Origin of the sequence: Ensifer sp. M14 (genome assembly GCF_003355565.1) — a bacterium.
Lineage (GTDB): Bacteria > Pseudomonadota > Alphaproteobacteria > Rhizobiales > Rhizobiaceae > Ensifer.
In genome coordinates this window covers 2,787,123-2,811,346 of record NZ_QJNR01000004.1, presented here as the reverse complement: position 1 = coordinate 2,811,346, position 24,224 = coordinate 2,787,123, and the positions used below count along the sequence as shown (strand labels likewise).

Genomic DNA, 24,224 nt, shown 5'->3' with positions numbered 1-24,224 from the left:
CCAGCAAAAAACCGGCCTCCAATGATGGCGACCGGTTTTGAAAGCTCAAAGGCTGGCTCGAAGCTTATGCTTCGGCAGCGTCGTCGCCGTCGTCCGGCTCCGGACCGCCATTCTCCAGGAAACGGTCGGCAATCAGGCCGGCGTTCTGCCGCAGAGCTGTCTCGATCTCGCGCGAAAGATCCGGATTGTCCCTGAGGAACGACTTGGCGTTCTCGCGGCCCTGTCCGAGACGCTGGCTGTTATAGGAGAACCAGGCGCCGGACTTCTCGACGATGCCGGCCTTGACGCCGAGGTCGACGAGTTCGCCGGTCTTGGACACGCCTTCGCCATACATGATGTCAAATTCGACCTGCTTGAAGGGAGGCGCCATCTTGTTCTTGACGACCTTGACGCGCGTCTGGTTGCCGACGACCTCTTCGCGCTCCTTGACGGAGCCGATGCGGCGAATGTCGAGGCGAACCGAGGCATAGAACTTCAGCGCGTTACCGCCCGTCGTCGTTTCCGGCGAACCGAACATGACGCCGATCTTCATGCGGATCTGGTTGATGAAGACCACCATGCAGTTCGACTTCGAGATCGAGGCGGTCAGCTTGCGCAGCGCCTGGCTCATCAGGCGGGCCTGCATGCCCGGCAGGCTGTCGCCCATTTCACCTTCGATTTCGGCGCGCGGCACGAGCGCTGCGACGGAGTCGATGACGAGAACGTCGATCGCCCCGGAGCGAACCAGCGTGTCGGTGATCTCAAGTGCCTGTTCGCCGGTATCGGGCTGCGAGATCAAGAGGTTTTCCAGATCGACGCCCAGCTTGCGCGCATAAACCGGGTCGAGTGCATGTTCGGCGTCGACGAAGGCGCAGATGCCGCCCTTCTTCTGTGCTTCAGCGATGGTCTGCAGCGCGAGCGTCGTCTTGCCCGAGCTTTCCGGGCCGTAAATTTCGATGATGCGGCCCTTCGGCAGGCCGCCGATGCCGAGTGCAATGTCCAGGCTGAGAGAGCCGGTCGAAACCGTCTCGATCTCGATGATGCTGTCCTTCCCACCGAGCTTCATGATCGATCCCTTGCCGAACGACCGTTCGATCTGGGAAAGTGCCGCTTCAAGTGCCTTGCTTTTATCCACCGATTTGTCCTCTACGAGCCGCAAAGAGTTTTGTGCCATTTGGTCCACCTTTAGGTTATTGAAGCTACCGAGGCAATGAAGCCGCCGCACGACTTTTTGTACATGTTTTGTTCCCGTTTTGCAAGAGAGGAGCAAGTCATTGAAAAATAGGAATTATTCGGATTGTGTTCGATTCATGTTCACGCTTAGCGGCGTAAGTTTTTCGGCAGCGCCCGGTGCGCGTCGAGACGATGAACGGCCACGATCCGATTCGGCTTCTGAGACAGCAGAGGAACATTCATGACGGAAGGCGAGATCGCCGTCTTTGGCGGCGCCCATATCGATCGGCGTGGCCGCATCACCGGCACGACCGCACCCGGTTCGAGCAACCCCGGCACCTGGTTCGAAGAGGCCGGTGGCGGTGGTTTCAACGCCGCGCGCAATCTGGCGCGGCTCGGTCATAGCGTTCGGATGATCAGCACGCGTGGCGGTGATGCGGCCGGGGAGATGGTGACTGCTGCCGCTGCGGCTGCCGGCGTCATCGACAATCCCCTCACCTTTCTCGACCGCCAGACGCCGAGCTACACCGCGATCATCGAAAATGACGGCAATCTGGTGATCGCGCTCGCCGATATGGATCTTTACCGACTGTTCTCGCCGCGCCAGTTGCAGCGACGCGCGTTGCGCGATGCCATCGCCGACAGCCGGCTGGTGCTGACCGATGCGAACCTGCCGGAAGAGACCATTGCCGCTCTCGTCGAGGCAGCTTCAACCGAGGGCCGTATCGTCGCCGGTATCGCGGTTTCGCCGGCAAAGGTGGTCAGGTTTCAGCCGAGCCTCGCCGGGCTCAGCTTCCTGTTCATGAATGAAGCCGAGGCGCGTGCGCTTACCGGCAAGGATTCCGACGATGCCGAGGGCTGGCCACCGTTGTTGCGCGCCGCCGGTCTCAATGGCGGCATTGTCACGCGTGGAGGCAGAGCTGTCGTCGCCTTCGATCGCGAAACTGTCTGCGTCGCAACGCCGCCGGCTCTGCCGGAACTCGCCGATGTTACCGGCGCCGGCGATGCCATGGCATCCGGGTTTCTGGCTGCCCGGCTTGCGGATCGTGATCTCGCCGAATGCCTCAGGCACGGAATTGCCGCTGCCGGCATAACGCTTCGCTCCCCCCTGGCCGCCTCGGAACAAATGTCGCAGGCCATTCTCGAACAGGCGCTCGCCCTTGTGCCGGCACCTCAAATGCTGGCATGAACACCGCCAGCCGAACTCCCAAGGAAAACCCATGACCAAACCTGCTTCCCCCTTCCTGCCGATGGAATATTCCGACGAGGTTGCAGCCGCCAAGGCGCGTGGCGCGCCGATCGTGGCGCTGGAATCGACCATCATCACCCATGGCATGCCCTATCCGGGCAATCTCAACATGGCCCGCAGCGTCGAAGCGATCATCCGCGATCAGGGTGCTGTCCCGGCGACGATCGCCGTCATCCATGGCGTTCTGCATATCGGCCTTGATGATGCCAAGCTTGAAGAACTGGCGAAGACGGAAGGCGCGATGAAGGTCTCGCGAGCCGATCTGGCCTTTGCGATCGCTGAGCGCCGCACCGGTGCAACGACCGTTGCCGCCACCATGATCGCCGCTGCCCGCGCCGGCATCCGTGTCTTTGCGACCGGCGGCATCGGCGGCGTGCACCGTGGCGCCGAGCTGACCTTCGACATTTCCGCCGACCTCGAAGAGCTGGCCCGCACGGCCGTCATCGTCGTTTGCGCCGGCGCCAAGGCCATTCTCGACATTCCGAAGACGCTCGAAGTGCTGGAAACCCGCGGTGTGCCCGTCGTCACCTACGACAGCGACGTATTCCCGGCCTTCTGGTCGCGCGATTCCGGCCTCAAGAGCCCGCTGATGCTCAACAGCCCCGCGGCGATCGCCAACTTCCAGAACATGCGCGAGCAGCTCGGCGTCGATGGCGGCATGCTGATTGCCAACCCGGTTCCGGCTGAAAGCGAGATCCCGCGCGAGGAAATGGAAATCTACATCGCCCGTGCGATCGACAACGCCGAGCGCGACGACGTCACCGGCAAGGCGGTCACGCCCTACCTGCTCGACAACCTTTTCCACCTGACCGAAGGCCGCAGCCTCGAAACCAACATTGCGCTGGTCGAGAACAATGCCCGCCTCGCCGGCGAAATCGCTGTGGCGCTCACCGCGAAGTAAACCGCTCACACTTTTCCCGGAAATGCTCCAGACGACAAAAGGAAAGCCCGACGCGCAAACGTCGGGCTTTTTGCTGGGATGTATAGGTCGGCAACTGCCTCAGGAATCGAGCATCTCGCGCACGGCTACCGCCAGTTGCTTCAGCGAAAAAGGCTTCGGCAGGAAGCCGAACTTCGCATCCGCCGGCAGATTGCGGGCGAAGGCGTCTTCCGCGTAGCCCGAAACGAAGATGAACTTCAGGTCCGGGTACTTCTTGCGCAGTTCCGTCAGGAGCGTCGGCCCGTCCATTTCAGGCATGACCACATCCGAAACGACGATATCGACCGCGCCATCGAGCTCGTCCATGATATCGAGCGCTTCGACGCCAGAGCCTGCCTCATGGACGGTATAGCCGCGTGTCTCGAGCATGCGCTTGCCGCCGCGGCGGACGGCCTCTTCATCCTCGACGAGCAGGACAACGGCCGAATCGCCGGTGAGATCGGTCGGTTCCTCGGTCTTGGCGATCGGCTTTACCACCGTTTCGACCGGCGGCGCGACCGTGCCGACGGAACCACCCTGAGCCTGCTCGCCCGCGACTTCGGGAATGTCGATGTGGCGCGGCAGCAGGATGCGGAAAGTGGTTCCCTTGCCGACTTCGGATTCCGGATAGATGTAGCCGCCCGATTGCTTGACGATGCCGTAGACCATCGAAAGGCCAAGGCCGGTACCCTTGCCGACTTCCTTGGTGGTGAAGAACGGCTCGAAGATCTTGTCGAGAATTTCTGGCGGAATGCCGGTTCCCTGGTCGGAAACCTCCACCATGACGAAATCCTCCTCCGGCAGCTCGCGCCGGCCGAGACCTGCAATCTCCGTCGACGGCAGATTGCGGGTGCGCAGCGTGATGATGCCGCCCGTGGGCATGGCGTCACGGGCGTTGACGGCAAGGTTGAGAAGCACCTGCTCGAACTGGCCGAGATCCGTGCGCACCGGCCAGAGATCGCGCGCATAATCGACTTCGACCTTGACGTTGGTTCCGGTCATGCGATCGACGAGCATGCGCAGATCGCCGATGACATCGGTCATGCTCAGCACCGTCGGCCGCATCGTCTGCTTGCGCGAGAACGCGAGCAACTGCCGGACGAGCACGGCCGCCCGGTTGGCGTTGCGCTTGATCTCCATCAGGTCGGCAAAACTTGCATCCGCCGGACGCGCCGACAACAACAGATGGTCGGAGGAAAGCAGGATTGCCGTCAGCACGTTGTTGAAGTCGTGCGCGATGCCGCCGGCAAGCGTGCCGACCGCATTCATCTTCTGCGTCTGCGCCATCTGGTTTTCGAGCGCCTTCTGCTCGGTGATCTCAAGCGCATAGATGATCGCCGCTTCTTCCGGAGCCTGATCGCTCTGGTCGATGACGGCATTGATATAGAAGCGGAAGTGGCGCTCGCCATCGGCCGGGTGCAAGGCGTCGATCGGTGCGATGTCACCCTGGCGGTCCTTGGCGGCCGCAAGCGCCTCGTGCAGGCGCCCTTTCTCCGTCGGGTGTACGACCGTTTCGATCAGCGCGCCGCGCTCGACGTCGTCCTGGGAGACGAGGCCCGAGAACAGCTTGAGGAACGGTGCATTGGTGCGCAGGATGCGACCGTTGCCGTCGACAGACGCGATGGCCATCGGCGTGTTGTTGAAGAAGCGGGTGAAGCGCATCGCAGCACTCGACGCCGACTGGTCCTCGTCCTCGCCGCCGTCGCGCGACATGACGATCGTCCGGCTTTCGCCCGGTGCGCCGTCGCGTGCCGAGGACACCCGGTGCACCATGCGCACCGGCAGGCTTTGGCCGTTGGACTTGCGCAGATCGAGGTCCAGCACCTTGGTCTTCTTCAGGCCAGGCTCGGCCTGCACCGACTGCACCAGCGTCAGCCCCTCGCCGGCAACGAGGTCGCCGATGCTCATCGAGCCCGGCTGGAATTTCGTCAGGTCGATGCCGAGCCAATCCGCAAGCGTGGCGTTGATGTAGAAAATCTCGCCCTTGCGGCCTGCGGAGAAGAAACCCGCCGGTGCATGGTCGAGATAGTCGATGGCGTTCTGCAATTCCTTGAAGAACCGCTCCTGATCGTCGCGTTCGGTGGTGATGTCGGCGATCTGCCAGAGATAGAGCGGGTTGCGGTCGCTGTCTTCGAGCGGTAGCACGCGGGCCTTCAGGCGGAACCAGTGGGCACCGGAGCCGCTGGTGGCGGCGCCCGTGGCCAGCGGCTTCAGCAAGCGAAATTCTTCGTGTCCCTGCTTGCCTTCGTGCAGGCCGTTGGTGAGGCGGTAGATCGCTTCGGTCGCCTCGCGGTTTCGCGACAGGATCGTTTCAAGCGACTGGATGCCGGCGGCGTTCTTCGCGCCGGTCAGTGCGCCGTAGGCGGCGTTGGCATAGATGATACGGCCCTTGCGGTCCGTGACGATCGTGCCGTCCTCATGGCCGTCGAGAAAGGCGCGCGCCAACTCATCCGGCCGCGATTGCGGCATCACCTCGATGAAGCCGATGACCGAGGAGACGAGGAAGAAGATCCCGACCATGGCGAGAACGCCGAGGATTCCCAGCACGATCTCGTTGTCGAGCTCGTTCTTGAAGATCACGAAGGCGATCGCAGAGACGGTCAGAACGATCGCAAGCAGGACGATCCGCATGACGGTTCCTGGCCTGACACCACGGTCAACAACCGGCATCTGGTAGTCACCTGACTGCCGCAATTTCGTCATCGGGTCCTCATCTGCCGCCAATACCGCCCGGCGCAAAGCCGGTCCGGTCCGGCGCTCCGGCCGGCATCCGCGCAATCCGCCAGGCAAAATCGGCCAGTGCCGACACGCCCTTGATCATTCGGATAGGAATCATCTTTAACGATCAGAGATAACAGCAAAAAGCACCTGTGCGGAAGCGCAGCGGTCAATTCACAGGGAATGTCGGCGAAGTGCTTGTCCAAGCCCGAAAAAAGCCGTCAAATACTGCCACTCGAAAGGCTAAAGGAGTTCAGCCTATGATGGAAACGATCGTCGGAGACAACGGTAGCCGATTTATTATCGCTGCTGGCGCCGTTGCGCTCGGGCTTTTGTGCCTTGTGGCGGTGCTCTGGATCATGCGCAACAGGCCGTCGTCGCCCTTCATTCGCGGCGGCAAGAACAGACAACCCCGCCTCGCCGTGCTCGATGCCGCGGCGGTCGACACGCGCCGTCGCCTGGTGCTCGTGCGTCGGGATGACGTCGAGCATCTGATCATGATCGGTGGGCCGACGGATATCGTCATCGAAAGCCGGATTGCCCCGATCGACGAGAGCGCTTCCGCGAATGACGGCCCGGCTGTCATCGAACGCAAGCCGATCGAACCGGTGCTTGCCAACGGCAACGGAACGGAGACGAAGGCCGCAGCGCCGGCGCAGTTGCGCCCTGCCGTCGCCCAGCCGGAAGCGGCCGTGGCAACGCCGGTCCGCCCGGTGGCTGTGCCTCAGGAACAGCCTGCTGCGCGCATTGAGCCTGCCCCGGCAGTTCGTGCTGTCGTCGAACAGCGCCCAGCTCCGGCGATGGCCGTCGAGCCACGTCCGATCGCAAGGGCCACGCCACCGGCGCCAGAAATCGTTCCCCAGTTGAACACGAATGGGATGCAGCCAAACACGGCCGATAAGGTCGAAGGCATCTACGACGCCGCGCGCAGCCGGGTGCTGCAGCCTCAACCGCCGGTCCAGGAACGGCGTCCCACACCGGTCGCGCAGCCACAGCCCGTTGCTCAAAGTGCGCTTTCAGACTTTGAACGCATCCTCGATGCGGAAATCAGCGGAGACCTGCAACGCCTGACGCCGTCTTCCGCGGCAGCGCGTCCGGAAAGCCGCGCCACGGTGGCCGCCACTGCCCGGCAGGAACCGCTGCTCGGCGCACCGCTCGACGACGCCCGCAAGGAGCCGACGATCGAGGAAGAGATGAACCGCATGCTGGCCGACATCTCTGCCGGGCGTAAGCCCTGACGCAGGTTGCGGCGTCGCTCGGTTCGAGCAGAAGCACAAAAGAAGAAGGCGCGGTCAAACCGCGCCTTCTTCTTTTTCTGATGACTGATCCAGAAACCGGACCTTATTCGTCCCTGTAGACCTTTTCCCGACGCTCGTGGCGCTCCTGCGCCTCGATCGAGAGAGTTGCAATCGGGCGGGCGTCTAGACGCTTCAAGCCGATCGGTTCTCCCGTTTCTTCGCAATAGCCGTAGGTCCCTTCATCTAGCCGCTGCAATGCCGCATCGATTTTCGAGATCAACTTCCGCTGACGGTCGCGGGCTCTCAGTTCAATTGCCCGGTCTGTTTCGGAAGAGGCTCTGTCGGCGAGATCGGGATGATTGGCGCTCTCCTCGGCCAAGTGATCCAGTGTCTCGCGTGCCTCGCGAAGGATGTCGTTTCTCCAAGCGTTTAGCTTGGCCCGGAAATAGGCCCGGTGGGTGGCATTCATGAATTCCTCGTCCTCGGAGAGAACAAAGGTACTAAGATCGATCTTCTCACTCAACGCGATTCTCCTGAAGAACATCTCATTGCGGCGGTGTATAGCCCCATGGAAGCCGCGATTCAAGCCTCGGATTAAACACTCAACCGTATTTTAACGATGCTTGCAATTCAGGCTAACTGGCGAATATTTCATCAAAATTGCAGATGAGATCTTAATCGGAGAGATAATCACCTACCCGCCCTCAAGAAGACCGGTTGTAACCTGGATGTCCCGCCGCCGTCGCGACGCCGTCCGCGATCCGGTTTTGCCGCTCCGTGCGGCAAGAGGGCAATCCCCTGAAAAAAGCGCCTCGCAGCTTGATCTTTGCATCATCGACGGGAAAAGGTGGTGATCCGCCGGCAGACGCGCAAGACCTGTTCCGGCAGTACACGATCCGGTCGCGCCCCGCGACCGGCAGCGACCGGAACTCATGTATGCAAGACAGTGCCGCCAGGCCCTTCCGTCTCTTCCTTCTGCGTCATGCCCGCTCGGGTTGGGCCCTGCCGGGACAACGCGATTTCGATCGCGCGCTGGACGACGTCGGATTTGCCGAGGCAGAGTTGATAGCGGAGATGGCCGCCGATCGCGGCATCCGGCCGGAGTTGATCCTGTGCTCGACGGCGGTGCGGTGTCGCCAGACCGCGGAACCCTTCTTCCGCGCCGTCAGCGAAGACATCGACATCCGATATGTGGATGAACTCTATAGCGGCCCGGCAAGTATCTACACCGACATCATCGACGCCAACAGGCATCTGAGTTCGCTGATGATCGTCGGACACAATCCGATGATCGACGAACTGTTCCACTGGTTTGCTGGAGACGAGGCTTCGACCGATGTGCTTCCGCATGGTTATCCGCCCGCAGCCCTTGCGATCCTGGACGTACAGGCAGGGTCTGGCAGCGCTGCTACCGCGACGCTGGTATCGCTGATGCTGCCGACCAGGGAAGCGAAATGACATGCCATTGTTGCGGTGCGGGAAATATTTCCTATATCGCCAAGGCAACAAGGGCCCGTCACACGTCTCGGCTCCAGACATTCGCATGAACGAAAGCGGCAAGGTCCGCGAGGGATAGCACGACTTGGCGCCAAATCTGACCAGCTTCAAAGACGACGCCCTGATTGCATTCGACAATCTCACCGATCGTGCATCGGGCCTCGTCAATCCCTCCATCCGGCTGGGCGTCACCGGCCTTTCGAGGGCCGGAAAGACCGTCTTCATCTCGTCGCTGGTGCATAATCTCCTGAACGGAGGACGGCTGCCGGTGTTCGAAGCCGTGCGCTCCGGCCGCGTTTCGAAGATCAGGCTTGAGCCACAGCCCGATGATGCCGTGCCACGCTTTCAATACGAGGATCACATCGCCGCCCTGGTGCGCGATCGTATCTGGCCGGATTCGACGCGTGCGATCTCCCAGCTTCGCATCACCCTCGACTTCGAGAGTGCCAGCGGTTGGAACAGGCTGTTTTCGGCTGGGCGTCTGTCGCTCGATATCGTCGACTACCCCGGCGAATGGTTGCTGGACCTGCCGCTGCTCGCACAGAATTTCAAGGAGTTCAGCGACAATTCGGTGGCCCGCGCCCGTACGCACGGGCGCGCCAAGTTGTCGGCGGATTGGCTGACGCTTGCCCAGTCGGCGGGACCGACGGCGATTGCGGATGAAAGCAGCGCGCGCCGGCTTGCCGAAAGTTTCACGGCCTACCTGAAGGCCTGCAAGGCGGATGCGAGTTCGCCTTCGACGCTGCCGCCCGGTCGTTTCCTGATGCCGGGCGATCTCGAGGGCTCGCCTGCCCTGACCTTCTCACCCTTGCCCGACCTGCCCGAAGGCCGCGCACCCAAAGGCTCTCTCTGGGCGATGATGGAGCGCCGCTACGAAGCCTACAAGAAACACGTCGTCAGCCCGTTCTTTCGCGAGCATTTTTCCCGACTCGACCGGCAGATCGTGCTTGTCGATGCATTGCAGGCGATCAACGGCGGACCGGAAGCGCTGCTCGATTTGGAGCAGGCGTTGGCCGATGTGCTCGCCTGCTTCCGCCCGGGCACCAACAGCTGGCTCTCGTCTTTCCTGACGCGAAAGATCGACAAGGTGCTGATCGCTGCGACGAAGGCGGATCACCTGCATCACGAAAGTCACGACCGTCTGGAGCGCATCACAGCGCGTCTGGTCAGCCGCGCTGCCGCCAGCATCGGCATGAGCGGCGCCGGGCTCGAGGTCATGGCGATAGCCTCGGTCCGGGCGACGCGCGAGGCAACCGTCGACCACGGCGGGCATACGCTTCCGGTGATCGTCGGTACACCGATCGCCGGCGAGAAGATCAACGGCGACACGTTTGACGGTGAACGGAAAACCGCCATATTTCCCGGTGACTTGCCGGATGATCCTGAAGTTCTTTTTAGGGCGGTTGATGCCGATGCATCGGCAACGACATTCGGCGATGCGCATCCGATGCCCGAGCTCAGTTTCGTCCGCTTCCGGCCGCCGCATCTGGAGGAGACCGGCGGTGGATTGAAACTGTCGGTACCCCATATACGGCTCGATCGGGCGATGCAGTTCCTGTTCGGAGATCGGCTGGCATGAGCGATGACTTCAACAGCCGAGGCCGAAAGCCCGGCGCCTTCTCGGTGAACCCGAATCCGGAGCCGAAGCCCCCGGAAAGCGCCCGGCCCCGTCGGGCGCCGGCGAGTTTCGACGACAAGGTGGTGATGACGCCGGACACTGAGGACCCCTTCCGGGAGACGACGCTTAGCGTCGAGAGCCTCGCTCTGCCCGAGGCAAGCCCGCGTAGGCGTCGCCTGTCCGTCGGCAAGATCGCCATGAGCGCCTTCGGCATCCTGTTGTCATTGGCGGCTGGCCTCTGGGTCGATCGCCTGATCCGCGACCTGTTCTCCCGCGCCGACTGGCTGGGCTATGCCGCGATGGGCGTGGTTGCCGTCGGGCTGCTGGCGCTGCTGGTGGTCGTTGCCCGCGAGCTTTCAGGCATGATGCAACTGACGGCCGTCCAGAACTTGAAGACGGAGACGGAAAGCGCGGCCACCTCCGGCAACACCAAGCTGGCACGATCGGCCGCTGAAAAACTCGTCCATCTTCTCGCCGCCAATCCGCGCACGGCTCGCGGCCGGACACGTCTTAAGGAAACCGAAGGCGAGATCATCGACGGCCCCCACCTGCTGGAGCTGACGGAGCGCGAATTGTTGACGCCGCTCGATCGCGAGGCGCGCCGCATCATCCTTTCCGCCTCCAAGCGGGTATCGATCGTCACCGCCGTCAGCCCGCGCGCCCTCGTCGATCTCGGCTATGTGCTCTTTGAATCCGCCCGGATGATCCGTGCCATGGCCGAACTCTATGGCGGCCGCCCCGGCACGCTCGGCATGATCAGGCTGATGCGCGACGTCGTCGCCCATCTCGCGGTGACCGGCTCGATCGCCGCCGGCGACAGCCTTATCCAGCAGGTGCTCGGCCACGGCCTTGCCTCAAAACTCTCGGCGCGGCTGGGCGAAGGCGTGATCAATGGGCTGATGACGGCGCGCATCGGTATCGCCGCCATGGATCTATGCCGCCCGATGCCGTTCAAAGCGCTGAAACGGCCCGGGATCGGTGACTTTCTCTCCGACCTTGCGCCCGGTGCCGGTCGCACAGCCAGCCAAAATGGCGACACCTAGAAGCGAGCACTAGATGCCCGCATACCAATCGTAACCGAGGTCTTCCCAGAAACCGCCGTTTCCACGACCGAATGTCGACAGATCCGAAACAACCTCGATGGCGCTGATATACTTCGCCATCTTGTAGCCGAGTTGCCGCTCGACACGCACGCGGAGTGGCGCGAGGGCTGCGCGTTGAAGATCTGCAGGCCGCTCAGCAGCAGAAAGAATAGGGCAAGTGCCCAGAGCCAATGGGTCAGCCGGGTAACAAGTCCGTGACGGCGGATGATCAGTGCCATCGGGACATCCGCTTCCGAGGTGCCGTTGTCCGCCGCCATCATGAAACCTCCGCGTTTCAAGTGGATACGTACGCCGATACAACAGAGTTTCATAAACACGTTTGCGCGCATCGATGCACATGACGGTGAGAACGCGGTGCACGCCTTGCGGCCATGCGATCTGCGACGTCGGAAGAGGCATCGCCGACACAAAGAAGCCTTGATACGCGCCCGAAAGAAACCGTCCATTAACCATTTGCGCGCAAATGTGGCTTCTAGTTTCGGACGTTGACCCATCAAGGATCGTTTATGTTCTCGCGCCCTTCTTTGATCGCTCGCGGCGCTGCCGCCTTCGCGCTTGCAGCAACCGTCGGCGTTGCGACGCCAGCCCTATCCGGCGGCAAGGACAAGGCTTTCTTCGAGAAAGTCTCCGGCCAATGGACCGGCCCCGGCGAGATCGTCGCCGGAAAATACAAGGGCACCAAGTTCACCTGCGACCTCGCCGGCGAAGCGGTTGCCGGCAATGATGCAGGCATCAAGCTCGATGGCTTCTGCCGTGTTGGCGTGTTCAAGCAGCCAATGTCGGCCCTGATCACCCAAAAGGGCAACAGCTACACAGGTAAATTCCTCGACGGCGCCGACGGCAAGGGCCTCGACGTTGTGTCCGGCAACGTCGCCAAGGACAAGGTCGTTGTCGGCATCAACCGCAAGAAGCTGAACGGCGCGATGATTGCCAGGCTTCAGAACGACACCACGATGAACATCACGATCTCGGTCAAGGTCGAGAACACGATGGTACCGGTGATCGGCGTGAGCCTCAACCGCCAGGTCGACGACATCGCCGTCGGCTCGATCAAGTAGCAGGCAGCCAAAAGATCAGACACAAAAGCCCTGGCCGAACGCTGGGGCTTTTCTCGTTTATCCTCCACGATCTCAGGCCTGTGCCCGCCACCAATGCCTGTCTTCGTCCGCCACCTGGATGCCAGCGACGTCGGCATCTGCCAGCCACTCTTCGACCCGCCGTCCGTTCACGCTCATGCCGGAAGCGAAGTCCGCAAGCGGCATCAGCACGAAGCCGCGCGCGGTCATGCGCGGATGCGGCAGTTCCAGCTTGGTCTCGGACAGCGACATGTCGCCGAAGGTCAGGACATCGATATCGATTGTCCGCGGCCCCCAGCGCTCGTCGCGTACCCGCTTCATCTGACGCTCGATGTCGAGGCAGGCGTCGAGCAATGCTTCGGGCCCAAGCGTCGTTTCGACTTCGGCGCAGGCGTTGAAGAACCAGGCCTGGTCGGTCTTGCCCCAGGGGGGTGTGCGAAACAGCCGCGAAACAGCCCGCACCGCGCAATCCGGTCGGGCGTCAAGCATCTGCAGGGCATCGGCCATCGCCCTTCGTGGCTCGCCCAGATTGCCGCCGAGCCCCAGTGTCGCGATCGATCCGCTCATGTCAGGCGACATGCTCGACGGTCACCTCGACATAGTCGAGCACGCCGGGCACAGGCGCGTTCGGCTTGCGAACGGAGACCTTCGCCCGCCGGATCTGCGGGAAGCGCACGCAGAGTGTCTTGGCGACCTCAAGCGCCAGCGCCTCGATCAGGTAGCGCCGACGCCCGGTGACGATGCGCTCGATCTCGGTAAACGCGATCCCGTAGTGCACGGTGTCGTCGATCGAATCGTCGACCAGCGCCGTGCCCTGCTCCACTTCGAGCTCCGCATCGACGAAGAACCGCTGTCCGAGGAACTCCTCCTCGTCGAGAACGCCATGGCGCGCGAAGAAGGCACAGTTTTTCAGGGTGATCGTGTAGGTCGCGCTCATCGTTTTTTGTCCCGTCAGCTCTTCTTTGCACGCAGCATAGCATCCGCCATCATCAGCGCATCCCTGCTGTTTGCGACATCGTGTACGCGGAAAATGGCGCCGCCCGCCAGCCGCAAGAGCGCCGTCGTTGCGGCGGTGGCGGCGTCGCGGTCAACCGGCTCTCGTCCGGTGACAGCGCCGAGGAAGCGCTTGCGGGACGTGCCGACCAGAAACGGCAATTCGAACCGGTGCAACTCGGCAAACCGCGTCATCAGTTCCAGGTTCTCTTCCGTATCCTTGGCAAAGCCGAAACCTGGATCGAGCACGATCCGTTCGCGCTCGATGCCGGCTTGCGTCGCGATTTGCAGCGAGCGTGCGAGAAAGTGGAACTGGTCCTCGATCACATCGACAAGCTTTTCGCGGTCCCGGCCGGTGTGCATGATGCACAGCCCGGCTCCGGTCTGCGCCGCGATTTGGGCGATGTCGGGCTCGCGCTGAAGGCCGTGCACGTCGTTGACGATATGGGCGCCGGCCTCGACGGCAAGGCGTGCGGTTTCCGCCCTGTAGGTATCCACCGATATGAGCGCATCGGTCTCGCGCGCAAGCGCCGCGATGACCGGGAGGATGCGGCTCTGTTCCTCCTCGGCACTCACCGGAGCGGCATCAGGTCTCGTCGATTCACCGCCGACATCGAGGATCGCGGCGCCATCCTCGAGACAGCGTTTGCCCTGCGCGACGGCAGCTGCCGTGTCGCTGAAACGACCGCCATCGGAGAAAGAATCCGGGGTAACATTGATGATCGCCATCAAAACGCCACGCGGCCCCAGTTCGAGGCTACGGCCATGTGCCAGCGTCCACTGAAAATTTTGAAACGGATTGTAAGTCATTTCCCCTCACGATGCCCAGCAGCCAACCGTTTCGATTTGCTGTTGCACCCGCGCTGGCTATGCCCCAAGCTTGATTGAAGTTCAACTAAAGAGAACTCCGCATTGATGTCTCGAGTACGCGTCCCGCTCAAAGCTGCCCTTCTTGCCCTTCTGGTTGCCATGCCCTTGGGCTCCGCGTCCGGCGAGACGGTGATGAGCAAGAGCTTCTCCTATTTCTCGATTGGCGGTCGTACGGCGGCGGATCTCGACAAGGCCCTCTCCAAAGCCGGGCCGATGATGAAGTCGACCGGCGCGCGCCATCCGGGCGCAACGCGCATCAAGTTTGGCGGAACCATCACCTACGTCAATCGCGGCGGACGCTGCGCGGTCGGCGTCGCCCGCGTCACGCTGAGCACACGCATCATTCTGCCCCGCTGGAAATACCGCAAGCAGGCAAGCCGCGACCTTGCTTTGGTCTGGGATACGTTGTCGAGCGACATCAAGCGCCACGAGGAACGCCACGCCGAGATCGCGCGCAACCATGCCCGCAAGATGGAGAAGATGTTCTTGGCGCTCAGGCCGCAGGCGGACTGCGAAAAAATGCAGGAAAGCGTCACCCGCGCCAGCGCCGACGCCATTGCCGCCCACGACAAGGACCAGGCCCGGTTCGACCGGACGGAGGCGGCCAATTTCGACAAGCGCATCATCCGGCTGCTGCAGTACCGGCTGCAAACACTGCAGAAAACACAGGAATAGACACGGCGCCGTTCAGCCGTCATGACCGGCATAAGCATAGCGGGAATATACTTGACCGCTGCCTGTCTAGCGCGTGCGCACCCACAGTATTTTATTGGTGAAATCTAGCGATAGCTGTAGCGGAACGACTCGCTTATATTCAAAACATGAAACGTGAGGGCGAGATGAAATCCAACTCCGCGTTGTCGGAAGCGATTTGGCGGGCCATGATGGCGTCGCAGGACGTATAAATATTGTCGTTACTTGAACTCAGCAGCGTCGTTTTGTTTCTTCAAGCGCAAAGCCCGACGACGCAGCAATACAGGTTCTCCTGGCGTGTCTTGATGCAGCAGATGTTCCCTCCCTCATCTGCGTGCGATGCGCCCTCCTAGCCTCGCTCGTCACACGACCAGCGAGGCGCTTTTTTGGCAAACATGGCATCGATAGGCCAAGCAGGGGCTACGGCGCCGATGGCTCGCGATCAGGCCTGGCGTTCGGGTACGTGCACGACGAGCCCGTCCAGCGCGTCGCTGACCTTGATCTGACAGGAAAGCCGCGAGGTTGGACGCACGTCATAGGCAAAGTCCAGCATGTCCTCTTCCATCGCTTCCGGAGCGCCGACGACCGCCGTCCAGGCATCGTCGACATAGACATGACAGGTGGCGCAGGCGCAGGCCCCGCCGCACTCGGCCTCAACACCCGGAACCGAGTTGCGAACGGCGTTCTCCATGACGGTCGAGCCGTTCTCGACATCGAGTTCGTGGCGCGTGCCATCAAAGGCGACGATCGTAAGTTTTGTCATGTCACTTTCCGGAATAAGCTGATGGGACTGGCCGATAGCGCAAAACCGCGCTGAGCGGCGGGCGCAAATTCAGGGAAGGTTCTTCCAACAATTCGGCCATTCAGTCAACAACAGCCGGTGAGCGCATCGCGGACGCAGCGTTTAAGCGTGCGCGATGCGCCTTTCCAGCCGGCTGCGATCAGCGGCAGAGCTTGAGAATGAACAGCTCGGCCTCAAGCACGCTCGTTGCAAGCACGTCGGGCAGAGCCGGATCGGTCGGACGCTGCTCGATTGCGCCAGCAGCGGCTGCAACGTCGACGGCGCCGACGGCAAGGGCTGCCCCTTTCAGTTGATGGGCGGCCTGCGCGCGTCCGTTCCCGTCGCCTTCGGTGATTTCCTTCATCACCTTGCGCGCCTGACGCGCGAACAATTGCAGCACTTCTATTTCAAGCGCCTTGTCGCCCATCGTCTGCGCGGTCAGATGGGCAAAGTCGATGGGCTTCCTGCCGGAGGAAGAAGAGCTACCCGGAGTATCGGGAGCTTCAAAGGCAATTCTGAGGGCCGCCATCAGCCAATTTCCCTATTGTTTGTATAGTGTTGTCCTTGTCCGCTGCCACCTTGCCGTCGCACATCTTTTGCGCATTGACTGCGAAGGGTGGCACGGGCGCCATGCCAGACCGCGCCTGTTCACCAGGCGTCGTCACAGGACGATCGCTGCAGTTTCTGCAGCTATCATCCTCCATGGGCGGGCGCTGCTATCGGCTTAAAACGGGGCGCAATATAGGCAGGAATCTGGGAAAATGGTTAATGACCGTTAAACCTGCTGTTTTCCTTGTCTTTTCCGCCCTAACCCCCTCTATCGCATTAAGAATTCATTAGGATTTTAATGAAGCCTGAGTGCTCTTAATTGTAAGAACCCGGCTAATGTGTCACTACGATACGGTTAGGAACGGGCCTGCGTACGAAAATGGCAACCGTTCCGGTGGATAAGCGTTGCGAGTGGTGCCCTCGGGGGACAATTCCGACTATCCATCGAGGAAATGATGTGGGTGATCAGTAGGGTATTGCGTAGATGTGATGCGCGTATCTTGCCGTCACCGCCCCGGTGAAGACAGTGCCCGGCCGCAGTCGCGGTTTGGATGGGCACGCTTCGGCGGAGGCAAAAGGTAATGAGGCGTATCCCTATGGCGACGAAGAAGAGCAACGAGTCGATTGACGAAAAGGCCTTCCAGGCTCTGGAAGCGGCCCTTAAGATCGATTTTGACGAGCTTAAGTCGAGCCCTAACGACAAGACTTCCTTGGATGATCCGGAGGAAAATGTGTCTGACTCCACCCATCAGGCTGCCCAGCCCGATCACAGTCGAAATGCCAAGCCTCAGCAGGAACCACCCCGCGCCGCGCGAGCAAATGACGCCGCACGCGGGCTCGCTCCCGAACCTGCGCCGAAGTCGCCTCCCCTTTCTCCGGCAAACGACGATGGTCGACGCTCTCCGGCTGCCATGTTGCGCGCCCTCGACGTCCGTTCGAACCGTGCCGCCATCCGGGTTGCAGCCCTCGTCTCCATCGTCTGGGCCGTAGCCGGCCTTGGTGTCGCAAACCTGCTCTATGGTCCGCAGATCTGGCAGATCCGCACGCTGGGCGATCTCGCCGCCACCCCGGGTGCAGTCGGTGTCGCTATCGGCATCCTACTGCCCGTCATGCTCTTCTTCTCCTTCGCCATCATGATCGCCCGTGCGCAGGAACTGCGCAACGCCGCGCGCTCCATGGCCGAAGTGGCGCTTCGCCTGGCAGAGCCGGAAACCGCTGCCGCCGACCGGGTCATGACCGTCGGTCAGGCCGTTCGCCGCGAAGTCTCCGCGATGAACGAAGGCATCGAGCGCACGATTGCCCGCGCCACCGAACTCGAAACGCTTGTTCACTCGGAGGTCAACGCACTCGAGCGCAGCTACAGTGAAAACGAACTGCGCGTGCGGACGCTGGTTCAGGAGCTGGGCCTCGAGCGCGAAGCCATCATCGGTCACTCCGAGCGCATCCGCTCGACCATCGCCGGCGCGCATGGCAAGCTTAAGGACGATCTCGACCAGGCGGGCGAAGATATCGCCTCGCGCATCGCGATCTCTGGCGAAGCCTTCGCCTCGCTGATCGATACGCGCGCCGCGGCTCTTAGCGAAAAGTCCGATGCAGCGCTGCAGAACATCGGCACCATGCTGACGAACCGCACGGACTCGCTCCTTTCCGGCCTGACCGCCGCCGGCCTCGGGCTCAGCAGCGAATTCGACACCCGCCTCGATCAGCTGAGCGACACGCTGACCAAGCGCGGCGAGCAATTGCTCGGCCAGTTCGAGACCCGCGCGTCGTCGCTCGACGCAAATACCGAAAAGCTGAATGCGGCTCTCAACGAGCGCGCCCGCCAGCTGAACGAAACGCTGATTGCCCGCACCCGTGACCTCAACGAAAGCCTGAGCGTCGGCCAGAGCGCGATCGCCGGCGGCCTTGAGGACGTGCTTGCAACGCTCAACGCCACGCTCGACGAAAAGGGTGCACATTTCCGCCAGAGCCTGCGCTCCAGCGCCGATGACGCGATCATGGATCTCGACCTGCGCGGCGGCTTCTTCGAAGAGAAGCTGCAGACGACGGTTGGTCAACTGGCGACCGCCTTCGACGAACGCTTCCACGAATTCGCCTCGGCCTTCGACAAGCGCGCCAGCATGCTCGACACCAAACTGATGGAAAGTCTGCACCGCATCAACGAAACGGTGACCGGCGGTTCGGATGCCATCGGCAGCGCGCTCGACGGCAGCATCGACAAGATCGGTTCTGCCCTTTCGGATCAGTCGTTGTCGCTTGCGACCGCGCTCGGCGCCACGCACGACTTCATCGAGGAGACGATCGGCAGCCGCACGTCCGACCTCAGCAACCTGATCGGCGGCGCTCACAGCCGCATCGACAGCGTGCTTTCCGAAAAGACCAGCAGCCTGATGGGGGCTCTTTCCGAGGCACAGGATCGCATCGAAAACGGCTTCGGCCAGCGCGCCGATGCGCTTGCCAACGCCCTGACATCCAGCGAACAACGCCTGACCGAAGGCCTCGACACCCGCACGGCGCAGTTCGTCGATGGCCTGCAGGCAGCCCACGCCCGCATCGAGCAGACGCTGACGGGTTCGACCGACGAGATCACCAGTGCCATCGCTGCAAGCCAGCACCGTCTGGACAACACCCTGTCCGAGCGCACCCTCGCCCTTTCGACCGTGCTTTCGACCGGGACGGACGCGATCGAAGGCGCTGTCGGCGAAACGGCCGACCGGCTGGAGCGTGTTCTGTCGGAACGCAGCCAGGCGATTGCAGAAACCTTGTCGAGCCAGACGTCGGCGCTCGATGGCGTTCTCGCCGATCGCTCTGCCCACATCACCTCGACGATGACGGCCCGTGCCAACGAAATGGCGGACTCCTTGAGCCGTCATGCCGAAGACGTCGCCGACAACCTGACGTTCCGCGCCACCGCCGTTGCAGAGACGATGACGGACCGGGTCGGCGAGATCGAACAGAAGCTGTCGGACAGCGTTTCTCTGGTTGCCGAAAACCTCGGCGGCCGCGTCAGCGAGATTTCCGATACCCTCACCAACACCAGCGCCCGGATCGCCGAAGACCTCAGCGGTCGCGTCGGCAAGATTTCGGATGCGCTGACCGCCACCAGCGCACAGATCGCCGAAGCGCTGACGGCGCGCACCACCGAGGCAACCGCCTCGCTTGCCGGCAAGGCAACGGAAATCGAACAGACGCTCACCGGCCGTGCCGAGCACCTGCGTGAAACCCTGTCTTCGACCCACGAGCAGATCCGCGCCACGCTCGACGACCGGATCAACGCGATCAACCTCGCCGTCGATCAGGGCCGCGATCAGCTGGAAGGCATGCTGTCCGACCAGTCCATGTCGATTGCCACCAGCCTTGCCACCAGCGCCAGCATGCTCGAAATGTCGCTCGAAGAGCGCCAGGCCGCGCTTGCCGGCATCATCGACCGCAGTGGCGAAACGCTGGAAGCCCGCATGCGCTCGACCACCGGCAATATTGCCGAGCGGCTGGCGGAGACCGCAGGCCAGATCAGCCTTGCCGCCGACACCCTGACCAACCGGGTCGACATGTCGATCAACGGCCTCAACGACCGGCTCGACGATACCGGCCTGCGCATCGAGACGAGCCTTGGCGCGCTTGAAGAACGCATGCGCGACAGCGCCGCAAATGTCGGTTCGATTGCTGATGCGGCCGGTGCTCGCGTCGAGACCCGTCTCGGCTCGCTCGAAGAGCGCATGCGTGGTGGCGTCGATAATGTCAGCGCGATCGTCGACGACACCGCCGCCCGCATCGAAACCCGCCTCGGCTCACTTGAGGGCCGGATGCACGGCAGCGTCGACAAGGTCGGCGCGATCGTCGACGAAACCGGCAATCGCATCGAATCCCGTCTCGGTGCGATGGAAGACCGCATCCGCGACAGCGTCGGCAATGTCAACGCCATCGTCGACGACACCGGCTTCCGCATCGAGGCCAGCATCGGCACGCTTGAGGATCGCATCCGCGATAGCGTCGGAAGCGTCAACGCCATTGTCGACGATACCGGTGCCAAGATCGAGACAAGCCTCGGTTCTCTGGAAGGCCGCATTCGCGGCAGCGTCGGCAGCGTCAACGCGCTTGTCGATGACACCGGCCTGCGCCTTGAGACGAGCCTCGGCTCATTGGAGGATCGCGTCCGCGAAAGCGTCGACGGCGTCAACGCGATCGTTGGCAACGCGGGACAGCGCATCGCCGATAGCCTTGGCGAACGCGCCGGCGAAATCGACCGCGCCAGCGAGGAAGCAGCAAGCCGGATCTCCAGCGCCATCAATGCCGGCACGGACCGTATCGAGGAACGCCTCGGCACCATGGACCGTGCCCTCAACATCGGTCTCGAAAACGTCAACCGCACCATCGAAGGCAAGGCCGCGGTGCTTGTCACCAGCCTGCGCGGCGCCGTCAGCGACGTCACGCACGAGATCGATGCCGAAGCCGGCCGCATCGAGGGCAAGACTGCGGACCTCGTCACCAGCTTGCGTGGCGCCGTCAGCGAAGTGACGCAGGAGATCGACGCCGAAACGGGTCGCATCGAGGGTAAGACTGCGGACCTCGTCACCAGCCTGCGCGGCGCCGTCAGCGAAGTGACGCAGAAGATCGACGCCGAAACGGGCCGCATCGAGGGCAAGACGGCCGACCTCGTCAGCAACCTGCGTAGCGCCGTGGGCGATGTCGCCCAGGAGCTCGACGCCGAGGCCGCCCGCATCGAAGGCAAGGCCGCAGGTGTGGTCAGCACCCTTCGTGGCGCTGTCAGCGATGCAGCTCAGGAACTCGACGCGGAAGCAGCGCGTTCCGCTGGCCTTCTTTCCAAGGCCGGTCAGGACTTCGCCAATGTGCTGGCGTCCCGCAACGCCGACTTCGCCAATGCGATCGAACAGACCGCAGCAGCAACGGCCGCACGCCATGCCGAACTCGCCCGCTCCGTCGCCGATGCCTCCGACAGTGCAACAGCACGCCTTGCTGCCACGCATGGACAAGTCGCCAGCCATGCCCAGAACATCCAGCAGGGCCTTGCCGATGCGGAGAAGGCTCTGGAAGCGCGCGGCGAAGCGATCCGCAGCACGCTCGACGATCGCACCCGCGAACTCAACTCGATGCTGTCAGGGCGCTCCATGGAGCTCACGCGCATCATCGACGAGCAGGCACGTCCTGTTATCGATCAGTATGCCGCAACCGGCCGCGAGGCTGCAGAGCGCATCGCCAGCGTCACCCAGGACAGCACCGAGCGCCTGCGTGCCGAGAATGCTGCATTGGTGAACGCCATTACCGAACGCACCGGCGAGACGCTCAACGCCATCTCGCTGCGCGCCGAGGAAACGGCAAAGGCGATGAAGATGGTCGAGAACCGTCTGCAGTCGACGGCCCTCGGCCTGATCGACCAGCTCGCCGCCAACAACACGGCGATCGCAACCGTCATCGATCAGGCAAGCAACAACCTCGGCGACATGGACCAGAGGCTCGAGGCAACCGCCAGCCGCTTCTCCGAAACCACGCGCCAGGCCTCCGACATGCTGTCGACCTCCACGCGCCTCATTGAAGGCAAGGTCGACAAGCTCTCGGACATCTCCGCCTCCACCCTGTCGCAGATCGGCGGCATCGTCGGGCGCTTCGAGGATCACTCCAAGGTGCTTGGCCAGGCTTCGGATCTCCTGGGTGCCGCCCAGTCGAACCTCGTCAGCACGCTCGAGGAGCGCCAGGATGCGCTGCGCACCCTGTCCGTCGGCCTCGTGCAGCGCTCGGAAGAAATCGAACGCACGATGCGTGCGCTCGAAGGTTTCGTCGACGGCGCCTTCCAGCGCGCCGAAGAGCGTTCGGGTCTGGTTGCCGGCAACCTGCGCAGCGGTATTCAGCAGTCCTTCTCGGACGTCGGTCGCCTGCTGTCGAGCACCGAACAGCGTGCAGCAGAAGCCGCAGAATCCATGCGCAATGCGCTGGCGCAGGCAGGCGATGAAGCCGGTGCTTCGGTCGAAGCGGTGTTCTCGCGCGCCGAAGAACGCTCGCGCCAGATTGCCGATACGCTGCGCTCCGGCGTCGAGACCTCGTTTGCTGACGTCAATAAGACGCTCTCGGCGGTCGAAGGCCGTGCGCTCGGCGCCTCCGAAGCGCTTCGTCAGGCGATTGCCAAGGTTGGCGAAGATGCCGGCTCCTCGATCGAAGGTGCCTTCGCAAACGCCGAGGAACGCTCCAAGGAAGTGGCGAACCGTCTGCGTGGCAGCGTCTCCGCCTCGGTCTCCGATGTCGAGCGCATGCTCAACGAGAGCGGCAAGAAGTCCGACGGCGTGGCAGCCCAGCTGCGCGACGCCGTTCGTGTCGCGATCGACGAAGCCATCGGCCGCTTCAGCGGTGCCACCGACGATATCCGTCGCTCGGCAGGCGAGATCCGCAAGGAACTCGACATGACCCGCGAAGAGCTGAAGCGCAGCGCCTTCGACCTGCCTGAAGAAGCCAAGGAAAACGCCGCCGTCATGCGTCGTGCCGTGGCCGAGCAGATCAAGGCATTGCAGGAACTGTCCGACATTATCGGCAAGTCATCGACGCAGCTCGAAGTCGCCCAGCCGCTGCGCCAGCAGCCGGTTGCCGCCGCCCCCGTGGCTGCTGCACCTGTTGCTGTCACCCGTCCGGTCGAGCAGCCGGTCGCAGAGCCGCGTCGCCAGGAGCCCGCGCCGACGCTGCGCGGCAGCCTCGGCATCGAGCAGGCAACCGTTCAACAGCCTGCCGCCGTTCAGCAGCCTGTCCCAGTCCAGCCTGTCCGCGCCCAGCCGGCAACACAGGCCGTCACCAGCGAGGTCGCAGAAGGCGGCGGCTGGATGCGCGACCTGTTGCGTGCGGCTTCCCGTGAGGAGACCCCGGCGGCTGCACCGCAGCGCCCGGCCGAAAGCCAGCCTACGACCCGCAGCGGCGACACCCGCAATCCGCGGCACGTGGTGGAATCGCTGAACTCGCTGTCGGTCGATATTGCCCGTGCCATCGATCACGATGCGTCGGTAGACCTGTGGCGCCGCTACCAGCGCGGCGAGCGCGACGTCTTCACCCGTAGGCTCTATACGCTGAAGGGCCAGCAGACGTTCGATGAGATCAAGCGCAAGTACGACCGCGAACCGGAGTTCCGCACCGCCGTCGACCGCTACATCGCCGACTTCGAAAAGCTGCTCGCCGACGTCGCGCGCAACGATCCGGACAAGCGTATCACCCAGACCTACCTCACCTCCGACACCGGCAAGGTCTACACGATGCTCGCCCACGCGGCCGGCCGCTTCAACTGAGGCAGCGTCAATTGAAAAGATCAGACGGCCCCATCGCAAGCTGGGGCCGTTTTCGTATCAACAGCCAGAACGGAAGCCAAAGCCTCGTTAGCACCCGTTTGGCTGTTGCGAGAACAGCATCGGCTATTGCCTTTCCGCTCCGGTCGCGAACGCGATATCTTACCATGGTACCACAGCATATCTGGATACCACATTGACTGCCGGCGCCCTTCCCACGTCCTCACTGCCAAGTAACTTTGGCCGACCGTAAGCCGGTCCTTGGGTTGCAGCACCTCCGACGGAATTCTGGCACTGGAGATGCGATCGCGGTTCACCTTGAAATTGCTATCGGTGCAGGATCCCTACCCACTGCGCTGAACATTTATAGAATGCGACGCGTTGATACGGACCTTCAATCGTGCGAGCGATGCCTCATGCCGATACCGGCGCCGCGACTCTGGCATTGCGCTTCACCTGCGCCGACGTGCTAGCTTCTGTCGCGCAATCTGTCA

At 62.5% G+C, this 24,224-nt stretch carries 17 protein-coding genes and 1 pseudogene; 9 read left to right on the top strand and 9 right to left on the bottom strand.

Annotated features, from left to right (window positions below; translation table 11 throughout):
* Nucleotides 1–64: 64 nt before the first annotated feature.
* Nucleotides 65–1,153, bottom strand: coding sequence for a recombinase RecA (recA, locus tag BLJAPNOD_RS13520; protein ID WP_077503639.1), 1,089 nt, complete (start codon nt 1,151–1,153; stop codon nt 65–67).
* Nucleotides 1,154–1,393: 240 nt separating this feature from the next.
* Between recA and BLJAPNOD_RS13515 the strand changes: the two genes are divergently transcribed.
* Together BLJAPNOD_RS13515 and BLJAPNOD_RS13510 are read left to right on the top strand one after the other, a co-directional pair.
* Nucleotides 1,394–2,341, top strand: coding sequence for a carbohydrate kinase family protein (locus BLJAPNOD_RS13515; protein WP_115420182.1), 948 nt, complete (start codon nt 1,394–1,396; stop codon nt 2,339–2,341).
* Between the two features lie 31 nt (nt 2,342–2,372).
* The gene (locus BLJAPNOD_RS13510) at nt 2,373–3,302 is read left to right on the top strand and encodes a pseudouridine-5'-phosphate glycosidase (RefSeq protein WP_077503641.1); all 930 of its coding nucleotides are present in this window, start codon (nt 2,373–2,375) and stop codon (nt 3,300–3,302) included.
* Between the two features lie 99 nt (nt 3,303–3,401).
* On the opposite strand, the gene BLJAPNOD_RS13505 is transcribed toward BLJAPNOD_RS13510, so the two are convergent.
* Nucleotides 3,402–6,023: a PAS domain-containing sensor histidine kinase gene (locus BLJAPNOD_RS13505; RefSeq protein ID WP_115420181.1), complete on the bottom strand. Its 2,622-nt coding sequence runs from the start codon at nt 6,021–6,023 to the stop codon at nt 3,402–3,404.
* A 275-nt stretch (nt 6,024–6,298) separates the two neighbouring features.
* Between BLJAPNOD_RS13505 and BLJAPNOD_RS13500 the strand changes: the two genes are divergently transcribed.
* Nucleotides 6,299–7,276 carry a flagellar biosynthetic protein FliO gene (locus tag BLJAPNOD_RS13500; protein ID WP_115420180.1) on the top strand — a complete coding sequence of 326 codons (978 nt, stop codon included), beginning with the start codon at nt 6,299–6,301 and terminating at the stop codon, nt 7,274–7,276.
* 103 nt (nt 7,277–7,379) lie between these two features.
* Here the strand turns inward: BLJAPNOD_RS13500 and dksA are convergent, their stop codons facing one another.
* Entirely contained in the window at nt 7,380–7,799 is a 420-nt protein-coding gene (dksA, locus tag BLJAPNOD_RS13495; RefSeq protein ID WP_025427181.1) for an RNA polymerase-binding protein DksA, read from the bottom strand.
* 413 nt (nt 7,800–8,212) lie between these two features.
* On the opposite strand from dksA, the gene BLJAPNOD_RS13490 reads away from it, so the two are divergent.
* The 3 genes from BLJAPNOD_RS13490 (at nt 8,213) to BLJAPNOD_RS13480 (ending at nt 11,434) form a co-directional block, all read left to right on the top strand.
* Nucleotides 8,213–8,734 (top strand): histidine phosphatase family protein, encoded by a 522-nt coding sequence (locus tag BLJAPNOD_RS13490; protein WP_115420179.1) that lies wholly within the window; start codon nt 8,213–8,215, stop codon nt 8,732–8,734.
* A gap of 124 nt (nt 8,735–8,858) precedes the next feature.
* The gene (locus tag BLJAPNOD_RS13485) at nt 8,859–10,352 is read left to right on the top strand and encodes a YcjX family protein (protein ID WP_115420178.1); all 1,494 of its coding nucleotides are present in this window, start codon (nt 8,859–8,861) and stop codon (nt 10,350–10,352) included.
* Complete coding sequence (locus BLJAPNOD_RS13480) at nt 10,349–11,434, top strand: TIGR01620 family protein (protein ID WP_115420177.1); 1,086 nt, start codon at nt 10,349–10,351, stop codon at nt 11,432–11,434. The genes BLJAPNOD_RS13485 and BLJAPNOD_RS13480 overlap by 4 nt, the downstream gene beginning before the upstream one ends.
* A gap of 9 nt (nt 11,435–11,443) precedes the next feature.
* Here the strand turns inward: BLJAPNOD_RS13480 and BLJAPNOD_RS35955 are convergent.
* Nucleotides 11,444–11,617, bottom strand: a pseudogene (locus BLJAPNOD_RS35955) (molybdopterin-binding protein); the annotation flags it as partial.
* A gap of 383 nt (nt 11,618–12,000) precedes the next feature.
* Here BLJAPNOD_RS35955 and BLJAPNOD_RS13470 point away from each other — a divergent pair.
* On the top strand, nt 12,001–12,552 hold the full coding sequence (locus BLJAPNOD_RS13470; protein ID WP_077503647.1) for a hypothetical protein: 552 nt from the start codon (nt 12,001–12,003) through the stop codon (nt 12,550–12,552).
* A 72-nt stretch (nt 12,553–12,624) separates the two neighbouring features.
* On the opposite strand, the gene folK is transcribed toward BLJAPNOD_RS13470, so the two are convergent.
* The 3 genes from folK to folP are packed head-to-tail and all read right to left on the bottom strand — an operon-like array spanning nt 12,625 to nt 14,373.
* Nucleotides 12,625–13,149, bottom strand: a complete 525-nt coding sequence (gene folK, locus BLJAPNOD_RS13465) for a 2-amino-4-hydroxy-6-hydroxymethyldihydropteridine diphosphokinase (RefSeq protein ID WP_077503648.1) — start codon at nt 13,147–13,149, stop codon at nt 12,625–12,627.
* Nucleotides 13,139–13,507 (bottom strand): dihydroneopterin aldolase, encoded by a 369-nt coding sequence (gene folB, locus BLJAPNOD_RS13460; protein ID WP_053247535.1) that lies wholly within the window; start codon nt 13,505–13,507, stop codon nt 13,139–13,141. Before folB ends, folK begins: the two co-directional genes overlap by 11 nt.
* A 14-nt stretch (nt 13,508–13,521) precedes the next feature.
* Nucleotides 13,522–14,373 carry a dihydropteroate synthase gene (gene folP / locus BLJAPNOD_RS13455; RefSeq protein WP_115420175.1) on the bottom strand — a complete coding sequence of 284 codons (852 nt, stop codon included), beginning with the start codon at nt 14,371–14,373 and terminating at the stop codon, nt 13,522–13,524.
* A 105-nt stretch (nt 14,374–14,478) separates the two neighbouring features.
* On the opposite strand from folP, the gene BLJAPNOD_RS13450 reads away from it, so the two are divergent.
* A complete protein-coding gene (locus BLJAPNOD_RS13450; protein WP_115420174.1) occupies nt 14,479–15,108 on the top strand; it encodes a DUF922 domain-containing protein in 630 nt (209 codons plus the stop codon).
* Between the two features lie 460 nt (nt 15,109–15,568).
* Here the strand turns inward: BLJAPNOD_RS13450 and BLJAPNOD_RS13445 are convergent, their stop codons facing one another.
* Nucleotides 15,569–15,889 carry a 2Fe-2S iron-sulfur cluster-binding protein gene (locus tag BLJAPNOD_RS13445; protein ID WP_025427192.1) on the bottom strand — a complete coding sequence of 107 codons (321 nt, stop codon included), beginning with the start codon at nt 15,887–15,889 and terminating at the stop codon, nt 15,569–15,571.
* A 178-nt stretch (nt 15,890–16,067) separates the two neighbouring features.
* On the bottom strand, nt 16,068–16,436 hold the full coding sequence (locus tag BLJAPNOD_RS13440) for an Hpt domain-containing protein (protein ID WP_077503651.1): 369 nt from the start codon (nt 16,434–16,436) through the stop codon (nt 16,068–16,070).
* Nucleotides 16,437–17,052: 616 nt separating this feature from the next.
* Here BLJAPNOD_RS13440 and BLJAPNOD_RS13435 point away from each other — a divergent pair.
* On the top strand, nt 17,053–23,733 hold the full coding sequence (locus BLJAPNOD_RS13435; RefSeq protein WP_115420173.1) for a kinesin: 6,681 nt from the start codon (nt 17,053–17,055) through the stop codon (nt 23,731–23,733).
* Nucleotides 23,734–24,224: the final 491 nt, after the last annotated feature.

Excerpts from the sequence above, each read along its gene's own strand:
- BLJAPNOD_RS13480 (WP_115420177.1), top strand. The coding sequence starts at position 10,349 with ATGAGCGATGACTTCAACAGCCGAGGCCGAAAGCCCGGCGCCTTCTCG.
- folP (WP_115420175.1), bottom strand. The coding sequence starts at position 14,373 with ATGACTTACAATCCGTTTCAAAATTTTCAGTGGACGCTGGCACATGGC.
- BLJAPNOD_RS13440 (WP_077503651.1), bottom strand. The coding sequence starts at position 16,436 with ATGGCGGCCCTCAGAATTGCCTTTGAAGCTCCCGATACTCCGGGTAGC.
- recA (WP_077503639.1), bottom strand. The coding sequence starts at position 1,153 with ATGGCACAAAACTCTTTGCGGCTCGTAGAGGACAAATCGGTGGATAAA.
- BLJAPNOD_RS13445 (WP_025427192.1), bottom strand. The coding sequence starts at position 15,889 with ATGACAAAACTTACGATCGTCGCCTTTGATGGCACGCGCCACGAACTC.
- BLJAPNOD_RS13500 (WP_115420180.1), top strand. The coding sequence starts at position 6,299 with ATGATGGAAACGATCGTCGGAGACAACGGTAGCCGATTTATTATCGCT.
- BLJAPNOD_RS13450 (WP_115420174.1), top strand. The coding sequence starts at position 14,479 with ATGTCTCGAGTACGCGTCCCGCTCAAAGCTGCCCTTCTTGCCCTTCTG.
- BLJAPNOD_RS13470 (WP_077503647.1), top strand. The coding sequence starts at position 12,001 with ATGTTCTCGCGCCCTTCTTTGATCGCTCGCGGCGCTGCCGCCTTCGCG.
- BLJAPNOD_RS13510 (WP_077503641.1), top strand. The coding sequence starts at position 2,373 with ATGACCAAACCTGCTTCCCCCTTCCTGCCGATGGAATATTCCGACGAG.
- BLJAPNOD_RS13490 (WP_115420179.1), top strand. The coding sequence starts at position 8,213 with ATGCAAGACAGTGCCGCCAGGCCCTTCCGTCTCTTCCTTCTGCGTCAT.
- BLJAPNOD_RS13505 (WP_115420181.1), bottom strand. The coding sequence starts at position 6,023 with ATGACGAAATTGCGGCAGTCAGGTGACTACCAGATGCCGGTTGTTGAC.
- BLJAPNOD_RS13435 (WP_115420173.1), top strand. The coding sequence starts at position 17,053 with ATGGCGACGAAGAAGAGCAACGAGTCGATTGACGAAAAGGCCTTCCAG.
- BLJAPNOD_RS13515 (WP_115420182.1), top strand. The coding sequence starts at position 1,394 with ATGACGGAAGGCGAGATCGCCGTCTTTGGCGGCGCCCATATCGATCGG.
- folK (WP_077503648.1), bottom strand. The coding sequence starts at position 13,149 with ATGTCGCCTGACATGAGCGGATCGATCGCGACACTGGGGCTCGGCGGC.
- folB (WP_053247535.1), bottom strand. The coding sequence starts at position 13,507 with ATGAGCGCGACCTACACGATCACCCTGAAAAACTGTGCCTTCTTCGCG.